At 31.5% G+C, this 14023-nt stretch carries 15 protein-coding genes and 1 tRNA gene; 15 read left to right on the top strand and 1 reads right to left on the bottom strand.

The window, feature by feature from the left end; genetic code table 11:
* Window positions 1–7: 7 nt before the first annotated feature.
* Window positions 8–1234 carry a type II secretion system F family protein gene (locus ABDH49_05810; protein ID MEN3046476.1) on the bottom strand — a complete coding sequence of 409 codons (1227 nt, stop codon included), beginning with the start codon at window positions 1232–1234 and terminating at the stop codon, window positions 8–10.
* Between the two features lie 154 nt (window positions 1235–1388).
* On the opposite strand from ABDH49_05810, the gene ABDH49_05805 reads away from it, so the two are divergent.
* The 15 genes from ABDH49_05805 to ABDH49_05735 all read left to right on the top strand — a co-directional run bounded on the left by ABDH49_05805 (window position 1389) and on the right by ABDH49_05735 (window position 14020).
* A tRNA-Arg gene (locus tag ABDH49_05805) sits at window positions 1389–1462 on the top strand.
* A gap of 12 nt (window positions 1463–1474) precedes the next feature.
* Window positions 1475–2209: a CRISPR-associated endoribonuclease Cas6 gene (gene cas6 / locus ABDH49_05800; protein ID MEN3046475.1), complete on the top strand. Its 735-nt coding sequence runs from the start codon at window positions 1475–1477 to the stop codon at window positions 2207–2209.
* 3 nt (window positions 2210–2212) lie between these two features.
* Window positions 2213–2659, top strand: coding sequence for a chemotaxis protein CheW (locus ABDH49_05795; protein MEN3046474.1), 447 nt, complete (start codon window positions 2213–2215; stop codon window positions 2657–2659).
* A gap of 12 nt (window positions 2660–2671) precedes the next feature.
* Complete coding sequence (locus tag ABDH49_05790) at window positions 2672–3040, top strand: response regulator (protein ID MEN3046473.1); 369 nt, start codon at window positions 2672–2674, stop codon at window positions 3038–3040.
* Complete coding sequence (locus tag ABDH49_05785; GenBank protein ID MEN3046472.1) at window positions 3037–4827, top strand: chemotaxis protein CheA; 1791 nt, start codon at window positions 3037–3039, stop codon at window positions 4825–4827. Before ABDH49_05790 ends, ABDH49_05785 begins: the two co-directional genes overlap by 4 nt.
* Window position 4828: 1 nt before the next feature.
* Window positions 4829–5437 (top strand): chemotaxis protein CheC, encoded by a 609-nt coding sequence (locus ABDH49_05780; protein MEN3046471.1) that lies wholly within the window; start codon window positions 4829–4831, stop codon window positions 5435–5437.
* Window positions 5434–7860, top strand: a complete 2427-nt coding sequence (locus ABDH49_05775) for a tetratricopeptide repeat protein (GenBank protein MEN3046470.1) — start codon at window positions 5434–5436, stop codon at window positions 7858–7860. The genes ABDH49_05780 and ABDH49_05775 overlap by 4 nt, the downstream gene beginning before the upstream one ends.
* Window position 7861: 1 nt before the next feature.
* Window positions 7862–8986, top strand: coding sequence for a DUF4388 domain-containing protein (locus tag ABDH49_05770; GenBank protein MEN3046469.1), 1125 nt, complete (start codon window positions 7862–7864; stop codon window positions 8984–8986).
* Window positions 8983–9561, top strand: coding sequence for a hypothetical protein (locus ABDH49_05765; GenBank protein ID MEN3046468.1), 579 nt, complete (start codon window positions 8983–8985; stop codon window positions 9559–9561). Before ABDH49_05770 ends, ABDH49_05765 begins: the two co-directional genes overlap by 4 nt.
* Window positions 9549–9887, top strand: a complete 339-nt coding sequence (locus ABDH49_05760) for a hypothetical protein (protein ID MEN3046467.1) — start codon at window positions 9549–9551, stop codon at window positions 9885–9887. The genes ABDH49_05765 and ABDH49_05760 overlap by 13 nt, the downstream gene beginning before the upstream one ends.
* Before the next feature lie 3 nt (window positions 9888–9890).
* Complete coding sequence (locus tag ABDH49_05755) at window positions 9891–10538, top strand: MBL fold metallo-hydrolase (protein ID MEN3046466.1); 648 nt, start codon at window positions 9891–9893, stop codon at window positions 10536–10538.
* Window positions 10514–11494, top strand: a complete 981-nt coding sequence (locus tag ABDH49_05750; GenBank protein MEN3046465.1) for an SAM-dependent methyltransferase — start codon at window positions 10514–10516, stop codon at window positions 11492–11494. The genes ABDH49_05755 and ABDH49_05750 overlap by 25 nt, the downstream gene beginning before the upstream one ends.
* Before the next feature lie 13 nt (window positions 11495–11507).
* Window positions 11508–12089 (top strand): SIS domain-containing protein, encoded by a 582-nt coding sequence (locus tag ABDH49_05745; protein ID MEN3046464.1) that lies wholly within the window; start codon window positions 11508–11510, stop codon window positions 12087–12089.
* 10 nt (window positions 12090–12099) lie between these two features.
* Complete coding sequence (gene thyX, locus ABDH49_05740) at window positions 12100–12789, top strand: FAD-dependent thymidylate synthase (protein ID MEN3046463.1); 690 nt, start codon at window positions 12100–12102, stop codon at window positions 12787–12789.
* The gene (locus tag ABDH49_05735) at window positions 12764–14020 is read left to right on the top strand and encodes a hypothetical protein (protein ID MEN3046462.1); all 1257 of its coding nucleotides are present in this window, start codon (window positions 12764–12766) and stop codon (window positions 14018–14020) included. The genes thyX and ABDH49_05735 overlap by 26 nt, the downstream gene beginning before the upstream one ends.
* Window positions 14021–14023 lie beyond the last annotated feature (3 nt).

Here is a 14023-nt window from a genome sequence, read left to right as displayed (position 1 = left end):
TTTCTTTTTAGTGAGAGAGAGTTTGCATTAGAGTTGGTATTAACTTGAATATCGGAAGATACATTGAAACAACCATAGTTCCAACCACCCCTCCAAGTACAACCATTATGAGTGGTTCAAGAGCAGAGGTAAGAGCCTCTACAGCAGCGTCAACTTCTTTATCATAAAATTCAGATACCTTAAGTAACATTTCGTCTAGGTTTCCTGATTGTTCACCTATATGAACCATCTGAACTACAAGAGGTGGGAATACCCCTGACTTTTGTAAAGGTAAGGAAATTGTTGAGCCTTCCCTTATTGAATTTCTTGCCCTTTCTATAGCATGTTGAACGACTCTATTACCTGTTGTTTTTGATGTTATATCCATAGAGTCAATAAGTGGAACACCACTTCTTAAAAGTGTTGAAAGGGTGCGTGAAAATCTTGATAGAGCCTGTTTATGAACTAGATTCCCTATTATGGGGAGTCTTAATAATACTCTATCAATGACTTCTCTTCCTGGATCAGTTCCGTACCAAACTCTAAGCCCCACGATGATTCCGACGAATAAAAGTATTATAAAAAGAATATACCTTTGGACAAAGTTTGAAAGTCCAATTACAATTTTTGTTAAAAGGGGAAGTTCAGCCCCAAAGCCTTCGTATAAACCTTTAAAAGTTGGTATGACAAAGATAAGTAAGGCTGCTGTTGCTGCAATAGCTACAAAAATAACTATTACTGGGTAAATCATTGCACCTTTTATTTTTCTTTGAAGATCGGCAGTTTTTTCGAGGTATTCAGCAAGTCGTGTAAGAATTTCACCTAGAGCACCTCCCTTTTCTCCAGCTTCTACCATGTTAACGTATAGATCAGGGAAGACATTTTTGTGTTTTCTCATCGCATCTGCCAACGTATAGCCACCTTCCAAGTCCTCTGAAATTTTTCCAATTGTTCTTTTTAGAGTTTTATTGTTTGTTTGAACGTATAGGGTATTTAATGTGTCCATTAGAGGAAGTCCAGCTTCAAGCATTGTGGCAAACTGTTTTGTGAATATTGCCATGTCTGTTATTTTTACTTTTTGTGGAAATAACTCTTCAAGTGTTGGGATTTTCTTTTTTTCTTTTATTGTTACAGAAACAGGGATTATGTTCCTTTTTCTTAAAGCTGAGATGACTTCTTGTTGTGTATCAGCAGTCATTTCTCCCTCTACTTTTTTACCCTCTGGTGTTCTGCCTTTCCAAATAAATGTGGGCATTTTATTATAATTTCCTTAAATTGGGAATTGAACCCTTCTAAATATTATAAATTTATTAGTAAATTTTTTCAATTTAAAATGTTCTAGAGCGAAAAATTGAATAGAAATTATTTGAATTTTAGTTATGAAAATTTTATAATTTTATAGAAAAAAAGCCCCCGTAGCTCAAATGGATAGAGCATCGGATTTCTAATCCGGTGGTTGCAGGTTCGAGTCCTGCCGGGGGCGGAAATTAAAATATTGAGATTAAAAGTTATACTTGGAGAAGAAAAAGAATATAAAATTCCGTGGTTCTATAATTATTTTGTTGCCTCTTCAATTTACTTTTTACTAAGTAAATATAATGAACGATTTTCTTATACAATTCATTCGTATGGTTGGCGATACAAAAATAAAAATTTAAAACTCTTTTCCTTTTCACCTTTATTTCCAAAAAAATTTATCTCTGATAAGAACCATATAATTATGATCGGGCCTTTAACTCTCATTATATCTTCACCAGATTCTGTGTTTATCGAAATTCTGGAAAATATAATAAAAAGAGAGAAATTTTTGAGAATTTTAAATTACCTTTTACCTGTTTTAAAGACTAGTGTTTATGAAGTTGAAAAATTGGGTAATATTTTCAAAGTTAGGACACTTTCTCCACTTGTAGTTTCTGAAAATAAAAGAGAGGGAGACAAAAAAATTACTTTGTATTTATCACCCGATCAAGAAAATTTCTATAAAAAATTAAAAAATATAGTAAAAAATAAGTTTGAATGTTTTACAGGCGAGGTTCTTTCAAATGATGATTTTGAGATAGTTTGTGAGTCTTATAGGTCAAAACTTTTAAAAATAAAAAATATAAATGTTAGAGGCTATATGGCAAATTTATACTTAAAGGGAGATGTACAAGTTTTAAGATTTGTCTTTGATTCGGGTATCGGAGAGAAAACCTCCATGGGTTTTGGGATGGTAGAAAAGTGTAATTAATATATGGAAAAAAAGAAAATAATTGCTTTTAGGCTCTCTCAGAAGGAATTTTCATTTTTGATGGAAAGTGTTCTTGAAATTTCAGAACCTAAACCAGTCTTTCCTGTTCCTCTTTCTCCTTCCTATTTAAAGGGAGTCTTTAATTTAAGAGGAAACATAATACCACTTTTTAACTTAAAAAAAAGAATGGGTATTGAAGAAAACGAAGAAAATAAAGATAAGTTCTTTATTATACTCTCACCTGAGCCTAAGAGAATATACTCCTGTGAAGTTGATATGATCCTTGGTGTTTTTGATTGTGAGGAGGTAAAGATAGGAGAATTGCCCGATACTTTAAAAAAAGACTTAGATAAGTCACTTTTGTCGGGTCAAGCAATAGTAGGGAAAAAAAGGTATTTAATAATAGATCCTAGAAAAATTCCAGGGGAGGTTCAAGTCCAATTTAGGTAACTTTAGCTTTTAATGAATCCGAGAGTTTTGATAGTAGATGATGCTCAGTTTATGAGGAAGTTACTTGCAGATATTTTAAAAAAGGGGGGATACGAAATTTGTGGTGAGGCATCAAACGGAGAGGAAGCTGTTAGACTATATAGGGAGTTAAAACCCGATGTTGTTACAATGGATATTGTAATGCCTGACAAAAGTGGAATAGATGCGGTAAGGGAGATAATCTCTTTTGATCCAAATGCTAAAATAATTATGGTCTCAGCAATGGGTCAACAACCACTTGTTTTGGAGGCTATACAGGCTGGGGCAAAAGATTACATTGTAAAGCCCTTTCAGCCCTCAAGAGTTCTTGAAGCAGTAGAGAGGGTGATAAAGTCGAAATGATTGATAAAAAGTATATAGAGCTCTTTAAAAGTGAAGCTGAGGAAATTATAAATAATTTAGAAAAGACAATACTTGAGCTTGAGAAAAAGGGGTGGACACAAAGGTTAATAAACGAAATTTTTAGATATGCACACACCTTAAAGGGAATGGCAGCAGCTGTTGAAAGAAAAGATATAGAAGAGTTTTGTCATAAACTTGAAGATGAATTTGATGAGTTAAGAAAAGGTAAAAGGAAGGATTTAGATTTTGATTTTCTCTTTAGAGCTCTTGACTCTCTAAAGATAATGTTAAAAGAAGAAAAAAAATTCACTTTTGAGGAAATAAAGTCGTCTAAAGAAATTCAAAAAACAGAAAGAATCTATGAAATAAAAATATATCTTGATCCAGAAACGCAGTTTTTGGCTGCAAGAATGCTTGTTATTCTTAAAACTCTTAAAGATAAATTTGAGATTCTTTCATCCGAACCTTTAGAGGAAGAAATGTTAAAGGGGGAGGTTGAAAATGTTCTGAAAGTAGTTATTAAAACAGATGAAAAGGATAAGTACATAAATGAAATTCTTGAGAGTTTCACGGATATTATGCATTATTTTATAGAGGAAAAAAGAGAGTCTGAGATTGAAGAAAAGGAAATCACAATAAAACCTCTGGAAGAAATAAAGGTTAGATCTGAAAAAATTGATAGGTTGATGGATATAGTTGGAGAATTGGTCATCGAGAAGGAAAGGCTTTTCTCTAAATTACGGGAGCAAAAAGATAGGGAGTTTGAAGATTTGATTGAAAATCTTGAGAGAATAATTTCTCATCTACAGGATGAAGTAATGTCAATTCGTTTAATTCCAGCAATACAGATCCTTGAAAGGTTTAAAAGATTTGTTAGAGATAAGGCTAAGGAAATGGGAAAGGAAATAGAATTTATAGTGGAAGGTGGAAACATCGAGCTTGATAGAGTTTTACTTGAGGAAATGAGGGAACCTCTTTTACATATGATAAGAAACTCAATTGATCACGGTATAGAACCTCCTGAAGAAAGAATTAGACAGGGAAAGCCCTCTAGAGGGAAAATAGTAATAAAGCTTGAGAGAGAAAAAAATTCCGTTACAATTTTTGTTATTGATGACGGGAGAGGTATTGACAAAAAAAGTGTTTTAAGAAAGGCAATTGAGAGAGGTATAATTTCTGAGGAAAGGGCTAAAGTTTTGACAGATAAAGAGATATTAGAACTTATAGCCATACCAGGATTTACAACTAGGGAGGATACAACTAAAATGTCAGGAAGAGGTATTGGACTTGATATCGTTAAACAGTTTGTTACTAAGATGGGTGGAGTTTTTGAAATAGAGAGTAAATTTACAAAAGGAACAACAATAAAGCTTAAGTTACCTCTTTCCTTAGCTATTACAAAGGGTGTCGTTGTTAGTGTGGCTGAACACAAATTCGTTATTCCTTTAATTTTTGTTCAAGAAATTATAGAGGGTAAATATGAGGATATAAAAAAGATGATGGGAAAAGACTACATGTTAGTAAGGGATGAAGTTCTTCCCTGTATATGGATGAATAAAAAGCTTAATTTGAACGGAAAAAAATCTGAGAGATTTTCAGCTCTTTTAGTAGAAAGTGAAAGAAAAAGAGCTTTACTTTTAGTTGATAAAGTTTTAACTCAGATGGATGTTGTAGTTAAACCTCTTGATATATATTTGATGAGAATTCCTTATGTTTCTGGAGGAACAATTCTTGGTGATGGAACTGTAGCTATTATAATTGATCCTTCAAAATTTTTAGAAAGTTAAAATGAAAAAGGGTGAAATCTTCGGAATGGATGGTTTAAGGGAGGTAGCAAATATAGGTTGCGGACATGCAGCTACAGCTCTTTCAGAACTTCTAAACAGAAAAGTACTCATGACTGTTCCAGAGGTGTTTATTGGCAAAATTGAGGATGTTTTTGAGAAGGTTGTAAATAAGGACGAAGAAGATGCAATTGGTATTCTTTTGTATTTTGTTGGAGATCTTACTGGACTTACTTTACTTTTACTTTCTAAAAACGAGGCTCTTACGTTGCTTTCTATTTTGATTGGTGAAAGGATTACAGAAATAAAAGAACATGAGGAGTCTGCTTTAAAGGAGGTTGGTAATATAATAACAGGTGCTTACATGACAGCACTATCTGATTTTCTTGGACTTTTAGCTTTACCAACAGTTCCTTATTTTAAAAATGATAGTATGAGAGTGATACTTTCAGACGCCTTTCTTCAGATTGAGGTTGAGAGGGGTTTTGCTCTATGTATAAAATCTATTTTAAAGATTGAAGACGGGGTACAAATTAAAGCAACCTTTTTCTTTTTGCCTGATGAACATGCAATTGGCACCATTCAAGAAAGATTAAGGGCATTTTTTGAATGAAATTGCCAACTCAAGAAGAGATTAAAATTTTAAGATCTTTTGCAAGTAGAATTGATCCAAATGATCCAGCTGCCCATAATAACTTGGCGGTTGTTTATTTTAATAGGGGTTTGTATGATGAAGCTATTAGTGAGCTTAAAAAGGCACTTGATATTGACCCTGATTTTAATATTGCACGGATTAATCTTGAGATAATCTTAAAAAAGACAAAAAAAAGAGAAGATCTGCTTGAAAAATATTATAGAGTTGTGGAGAAAAATCCAGACGATATTAATTCAAGATTAGAGTTTGCTAAAACGTTATATCAGCTAGGTAAATATGCTGATGCTCTGAGGGAATATAGAGAGGTACTTTCAAGAGAGTCACAAAATAAAGAAGCTCTCAAGGGAATGATAAAAAGTTATAAAAAAATGGGAAAATTTCAAGAGGCAACAGCAGCAATTAAGAGGGCTCAAAAAATTTTGCCTGATGATGTTGAAATTAGCTTGGATCTTGCAGAAGTTCTTTACAATCAGGGTAACTACGATGCAGCTATTAAGGTTCTTAAAGAGGTAATTTCTAAGGATCCTAAGAATGCAAAGGCTCATTTATTTCTTTCTTTTGCGTATGGTGAAAAGGGTTATCTAGAAGAGGCTTTAGAGGAAGCTTTAAAAGCAAAAGAGCTTGATCCCAGAATTTCAAGAATTCAAGGAGCTCTTGGAATTGAGGAGGAAGTTCCCTCAGTTGAGGAGTTATTGCAAGAATCTATAGGTGTTTCAGAGATAAAGGCAGATCCCTTTGAGTCAAAGTTGCACCTTCTCAAAGCTTACAAAAATAAGTTTTTTATAAGAGAAGCAAGAAGTATTCTTGAGGAGCTTAAAAGGATGGAAGAAAGTAGGCTAGAACTAAAAAAGATCGAAGCTGAGTTATTAATTTTGGAGGAAAAGTGGGATAGTGCTATAAGTATAATAGAGACAATTAAAGAAAAAGATTTTCATACCTGGAATATGTATGCTATTTCTCTTTTAAGAAAGGGGGAAACTGAAAAGGCACGTAGAATTCTTGAAAGTATAAAAAATTATCCCTATGCTTTAAATAATTTGGGGTGTCTAATAGCAAATGATGATAAGGAGAAAGCAAAGGATTACTTCTTAAGAGCCTCCCAGATTGAACCAGGATTTATTGTCCCTTTTTACAATCTTTCATTAATAGCTATTGAAGAGAATGATTTAGAAAAAGCCTTAAATTATTTAAAAGAAATAAATGAAATAGAAAAGGAAAACCCTATTTATTTAACACTTTACGCAAAAATTTTAGGAGAAAGGGGAGTTAAAGACAAAGCTATAGAACTTTTAAGGGAGGCTCTAAGAATTCAACCTGATTTCTCTTTTGCGGCAACATTGCTTGCTGAATTCTCTGGAGAGGAAACCCAGGTAAAGGTTGATTTAAAAGAGTATCATGTTTTTCAGTATCTTTTCTCAATAGAAGGTTCACCGAGACCTATTGAGTCAAGATTTTTTCCATACAAAAAAATTCCTGAATTTGAGGGAGATAAAACTCTTGAGCTGAAGAAGGTGAAAATTTTAATCAAAAACAGAAATTTTGAAGAGGCTCTTAAAATTCTTATTCCCCTTAATAAAAAGTATCCAGATGATAGTGAAATAGGCTATTTAATTGCTTTGGTTTACGAAAACCTATCACTTTATGAGAGTGCTGAACAGTTTTATTTAAAACTTTTAAAGGAAAAGGAGGATGATAAAATAAGATTTCGTCTTGCTCATGTATTCTATCGGACAAAAAGGTATGAAAAAGCTGAGGAGGAAGTAAATAAAATTTTGTCAAAAAGTAAAGGATACATTGATGTTTTAATTTTGAAAGCAAAAATTAAGGATAAAAAAGGTGAATTAGAGGAAGCCTTAAATATTCTAAGTGAAGTCTTTAAAAGATTTAAGCCTAATTTAAAGATGATTATGTGGTTTGCTGAGTTACTTGAAAAGTTAGGAAGATATGAAGAAGCCATAAAGGAGTACGAAAGAATTATCAAGGAGGACAGAAATAACAAGGAAGCTATTTACTCTTACGCTTTGTGTTCCCTTAAGTTAAAAAGAGAAGGTGAATTTAAAAGAGCTATTAAAGAATTAAAAGATAGAGGCTTTAAAAAGCACGCGGATCTTTTGGAAGCTATCGAGTTCACGATGAGGGGTAAATATAAAGAAGCCATAGAGCTTTTTAGAAGTTGCGAGAGAGACTTATTTTTAAAAGAAGAACTTCATTTTTATCAAGGTGTGTGTTACGCATTGATAGGGAAATACGCAAAAGCAATAGAGTCATGGTCAAAACTTATTAAACTTTCTGAGAACTCTCCCTTGGCAAAAAAAGCAAAGGAATATTCAAACTTAGCTTTAAAATGGTTAAAGATGCTTGAAAGGGAGGTTAAAGTTTAAAATGCCAATTGAAGGGAAACTTGAGGAACTCTCGCTAGTTGATTTTTTACAGATTCTTGCTTTAAATAGAAAAACAGGAAAAATAAAAGTAGAAAATGAACTAAAAAAAGAAAAAAACAGTGCAGAGATAATAATTAAAAAGGGTTACTTGCAGTTAATTACAATTTTGGGAGATGACCTTTTATACATAAAAATCAAGCAAACAGGTCTTTTAAGGGGATTAAAAGAAGATTTAAGGTTTAATGAAAAAGAAATTTTAATATTAGCTACCGAGAAAAGTAAAGATGTTTCTATTATTCAGAAAATTTTAAGAAGTGTAAATGAGACAAGAATGTTTGAAATTCTTTCCTGGAAAGTAGGTATATTTAGGTTTGAAGAACTAAAGAATGAAAATGAAATTTTACCCGATCTTTACTCCTTTGATATACAGGATATTCTACTTGAAAGTTCAAGAAGATTAGATGAATGGGAGGAAATTTCAAAAAAAATTCCGTCCTATTCTCTTATACCAGTTTTATCAGATAGATGGTTAAACAGAGAAATTTTTTCACTTGATCTTTCACCGCTTGAATGGAAAATTCTTTCACTAGTTGATTCTAAAAGAAAAATCGAGGATATAATAGAGGAATTTAAATTACCTTCAATTGAAGTTGCTAAAGAGATTGTGAAACTTTATGAAAGAGGTATTATAGAGTTTAAGGAAATAGATAGAACTCTTGAAGAGAAAGCAAGGGTTGAAGCTGAAGAATTATTTTTAAAAGCAAGAGAAATGTTAAAAAAGGGCAAATATCTTGAAGCAGAGGTTTTTCTAACAAAATCTATATCTCTTTACCCTGATTTCATAATGGCTCATTTGCTCCTTGCAGAACTTTATTATTCTCAGAAAAATTATAGACTGGCTTCCCAGCAATATTATCAGATTATAAGAAAAGATCCTCATAATCCACTTGGCTATTATGGTATGGGTTTTGTAAGAGTAAGACTTGGAGATTTGCAAGGTGCATTAAAAGCATGGGAGAAAGCTTTTGAATATGCAAGTGGTGATTTGAAAAGTAAGATCGAAAGGCTTATTTCACTTTTAAGGACCCTTTTGATTGAAATTGATACAAAGAAAATGCCTATATGAAAGAGGAAAAACTTTTTTACGATCCAAGATCAAGTTTACTTCTTGAGCTTGTTGAGGAATATATTGATCATAATTTAATAACTGAGGCTGAAACTCTCCTAAAAGACTATTTAAGATCAAGTCCTCTCTCGGAAAGAGCTCTTTTACTCTGGATAAGAATTGCAGAGATTCAAAAGGACGAAAAGAAAGAAGCCTATTTGAGAGAAAAGTTGAGAGAGATAAGGGAAAAGAAAGGTGAAAAAACGGATTTAGAAGAAGCAAGAGTATTAGAAAGGAAAGAGATCTTAAAGAAAGAAGAGAAGAAAAAATATGAGGAAGAACTTATTGAGTTTCTTAAAGGAATTGAGGGGTTTGAAAGGGTAGAAAAAGATGATAAGCTTTTATATTTTCTTAACTTGTTAGACACATATTTTAAAAAATGGGGATTGGGTGATCCACAGGAAATTATTGTAGAATCTGAGTTCCCTGAAGTTGGAATCAGAACTTCTAACGATTGGAAATTTCTTATCTTCAAGAAAAATACAAACTTTGTTACTTTGAGTTGGGTAGTTAAAAAATTAAGATGGAAGAAGTAACTAAAGGAAGAAAAGGTTTTTATTATCTTAAAGAAATTATAAAAAATCCTGATGTTCATGGTGTAATTGTCTTAGATGAAAGTGGTAACTCTGTATTCGAGGAAGTGATTTTTAGTATATCACCTGTAGAGAAAAAAGAAATTGCAGATTTCCTTAAAGGATTTAATGATGATAAAAAAACTATAATTTATGTGTTTACAAGGGATAAACTAGTTATGTTTTCAAAGAATCCCTCAAAATTTAAGGGCTTTCTTATTACAATTGCAAGAAAGAGTGTAAATCTTGGTTTTTTAAGGGTCTATCATCAAAGATTTATAGAACTTTAAACATTGAAAATAAAGAGGTTTTCCTCATTTTATTCTGTTTTTTATGCTATTGAATGGAAAGGAAAAAGATTTCTTATCGATTGTGGCTCACCCTTTGATAGGAAAAGGATTGAACAAGAAGTTAAAAGAATTGATTACATTTTTATAACTCACGGACATTGGGATCACGCTGGAAATGCACTTTTTCTAAAAAAAGAGGGAGCCAAAATCTTTATCCATGAGAAAGATTTCTTTTTAATCAAAAATAGAATTATTCATGTACCTCCTCCAAGAAAAAGTCTATATTCCTATTTTCTTTTTTATACTTTAAATTTTCTAAAAAAGTTTGCAAAAGTTGAGTATTTTGAGAAAGATGATTTAAAGAATATAGAAGAGGTAGAGATAATCGAGACTCCAGGTCATACACACGGATCCTGCACCTATAAGATAAAAGATAATTATTTTATAGGTGATATTTTAATAGGACCCAATCCTTTTATAAAAAGACCAAGACTTTCTTTTTTAATTGAAGATAAAAATGTTTTAAAAAAGACTCTTGAACTTTTATTTGAATTTGAGGGAAAGTTTTATCCTGGACACGGAAAAGTCTTTTCTTCATATGATTTAAAAAAAGCGAGAGATTTTATATGGAGAGATCTAAAGGTAAAGTAGTATCTTTTAAGGAATTTATGAAAAAAGCTCTCTACGGCGAGGATGGCTATTATACAAAAAAAACTTCAATAAACTTGGATTTTGTAACACCTTCAAACTTTTCTTTACCCCTTTCCCTTGCTATTAAAAGATTTATTGAAGAAAAAAGTAAAGATATGCCCCATTATGATATATTGGAAATAGGGGGTGGTGAAGGGATTTTTTGTGAAAGCTTCTTAAGGTTTAATAAAGTTTCTAAGTATTTTTTTGTTGAACCATCGTCTTCAAGAAAAGAGCTCGCAAAGAAAAGATTAAATAGCTTCAAAGAGGTTATTTTTCTAAATTCCATTGATGAGATAAAAGAATTTGTAGGTTTTATAATTATTATAGAAGTTTTTGATGCTTTTCCATTTAGAAGACTTTTTAAAAGAAAAAATAAATTTTATGAAATAATGGTTGATTTAGAAACTAAAAAAGAATTTTTTAGAAGTTTTGAAGATAATTTCCTAAATTTTTTTGCAGATGATATCACAGAAGATTCCATTTTTGAATACTCTGAAGATATTATAGATTTTTTAAAAAAATTAAAAGGTAAGTTGAAGAGTGCCTATATTATTCTAATAGACTATGCTGAGAATTTAGCGGATATATTAAGAAAAAAAAGGGGGACAGCAAGAACATTTAAGGGACACAAAGTTTTTGATGACTTATACGCTCAAGAGGGACAAAGAGACATAACAAGGACCTTAAATATAGAATTTTTGCTAAAAAAAATTGAAATTTCTGGTTATACTTTTTTGGGAATGAAAAACTTAGGTGATTTTCTAAAAGATTATCTTTGTTTTATAATGGACTACGAAAAAAAGTTAAGCCCACGAGACAAAGTAAAGCTCATTAGCCAATTAAATTATCTTGTTAATCCTGAAGCTATGGGAGAGATTTATAAAGTTTTTCTGTTTAAAGGTTCAAATCCTTAAATTTTTTTGAAAGATGTTAGATTTAATAATTTCAGAAATTCAAGAATCAATAGAAGTTAAAAAGAATTTTTTAAGTTTTGCTCCGACTCTTAAGAATGCTTTAGAAATTCTTGAAGAAACTCTTTTTAATTCTGGTAAGATATTAGTTTGTGGGAACGGTGGATCAGCTGCTGATGCCCAGCATTTTGTGGCTGAACTTGTAGGTAAATATAAAGATGAAAAAAGAAAGGGACTTCCTGCTATAGCTCTTACCACTAACACCTCTAATATCACTGCTATAGCTAACGATATAGGCTTTGAAGAGATTTTCTCTAGACAAGTTGAAGCCCTAGGAAAAAAGGGAGACGTCTTAATTGCAATTTCAACATCCGGTAAATCTGAAAACGTAAATAGGGCCTGTTTAAAGGCAAAAGATTTAGGGATTAAAGTTATATACCTTACAGGTAGTGAGGATCCACCTGTTCATAAGTTCTGTGACGTAGTAATAAAGGTTCCATCTAATTCTACTCCTAGAATACAGGAGGTTCATGGACTTGTTCTCCATATTTTTGCCTATTTAATTGAAAGAAAAATTTTAGAGAGTAAAACACAATAAATTCTAAAATATGGAATTTAAAGTTCTTGATAAAGGCTTTTTAAGACTTGTTGATTTTATGGGTGGGGATAAAGCTGTAATTCAGGCTGCAAGAGTCTCTTATGGAAGTGGACTAAAGGGTGAAGAAAAGGATAAAAAACTTTTATTTTTTTTGTTGGAAAATGAGCATATGACTCCCTTTGAACATTCAGTTTTTAAATTTCATGTTAAATGCCCCATATTTGTTGCAAGACAATGGTTCAGACACAGATGGGGATCCTTTAATGAAATTTCTGGTAGATACACAGAATATAAAGAAGAATTCTATTTACCAGAAAAGTTGAGAATTCAATCAAAAAAGAACAAGCAGGTTGGTGAGTTTGGATTTATAGAAAATGAGAGTGAACTAATAGAAAAGATTCGTGAGATTCAGGAAAAGGCCTATGAAGTTTATAAAATTCTTATTGAGAACAATGTTGCCCGTGAGCTTGCAAGAATTGTTTGCCCCTTATCACTTTACACAGAGTTTTATTGGACAGTAAATGCAAGAAGTTTAATGAATTTTTTGAGACTAAGACTTGATCTTAGTGCTCAATACGAAATAAGAGAGTATGCAAAGGTTATATTAAAAATCTTTAAAGAAAAGATGCCCTGGACCTATGAGGCTTTTTTAACTTTTTGTTTAAAAAATAAAGATGGTTACAAAGATATTGAATTTTAAATTTATTTTACTATTGTTTCTGCTTCTTTTAATTAGGTTTTTTTATGCTACTAAAGGAATAAAGGAAAGTGAGAGGCTCTTGAAATCGATTCCAGATGCAGCTGAGTACCATGCATTAGCAGTTAATTTAAGTTTAGGGGAGGGTTTTAAAAGGGATGGAGATTTTGAAACGGTAAGAACCCCTCTTTTACCCCTTCTTTTATCTCTTTTTTACAAATTTAATCCATCAGTTTTTATCAATTTTTACTTAAATATCCTATTTTCAATTTTAATTTTGATTTATGCATATAATAATTTAAGGGGAAAGTCGTTTTATTTTTTTTCGTTATTTTTTATTTTTTCGCCGAATTTGAATTTTAACTCTCTTTTTCCAACTGCAGATTTTTTATTTGGTGTATTAGTTTTTTTTCTTTATGCCTCTATTATTAAGCAAAAACTTTTTTTTATAATTTTAATTCTTTCACTTTTACCCTATTTAAAACCTGTTGGTCTTTTACTCCCTCCCGTTATTTCTCTTTATTTTCTTTTAAAAAAATCTTTTAAACATGCTCTTTTTGTCTTAATTTTACCTACCTTTATTTCTTTTTTCTGGGTTATAAATGTTTATATAAAAACAGGTTATTTTGGCTTTTCAGGTATTGTTCCTGTTAACTTTTTTGCCTATTATGTTCCCTTTGCTGTTTCACTTAAAGATAAAATTTCTTTTAGTGAAGCAAGAGAAAAATTAAGTGAAAAGCTAACTAAAAGACTTCCTCCTAATTACAAAGTTAAAGATCTTTACTATGCAATGTTAAGCTTATCCTTTGATGAGTTAAAAGGGACTTTTCCCTCCTTTTTAGTATCTCATACTATTTTTTCACTTAATACACTTTTCTCCCCTATATCTTTTAGGCCTTTAATAGTGTATCTAAGGGGAGAAGAGATTAAGAAGCCTTTTCAGCAGGAATTTTTTAAATTACTCCTTAGCGGAAATTTTTTAGAGGGTTTTCGTAAATTCTTTTCGGAGAGAATTGCCCTTTTCGGTTTAGATGGCTTACTAATACTCTTTTTTTCGCTATTTTACAACTCAACTTTAATTTTATTGTTCTTATGTAAAGCTTTAAAAAAGAGAGAGGAATTTTTTCTTATTTTCCTAATTCTTTTTCCTTTAATTTTTTCGACTGGTGTTTTGGGTGAGGCAAGGTTTAGGGTTCTTTTTGAAATTCTTTTAATATATTTTACATTTATTTAAACT

Source organism: Candidatus Hydrothermales bacterium (assembly GCA_039630235.1).
GTDB lineage: Bacteria > Hydrothermota > Hydrothermia > Hydrothermales > JAJRUZ01 > JBCNVI01.
This window is presented reverse-complemented; position numbering and strand designations above follow the sequence as displayed.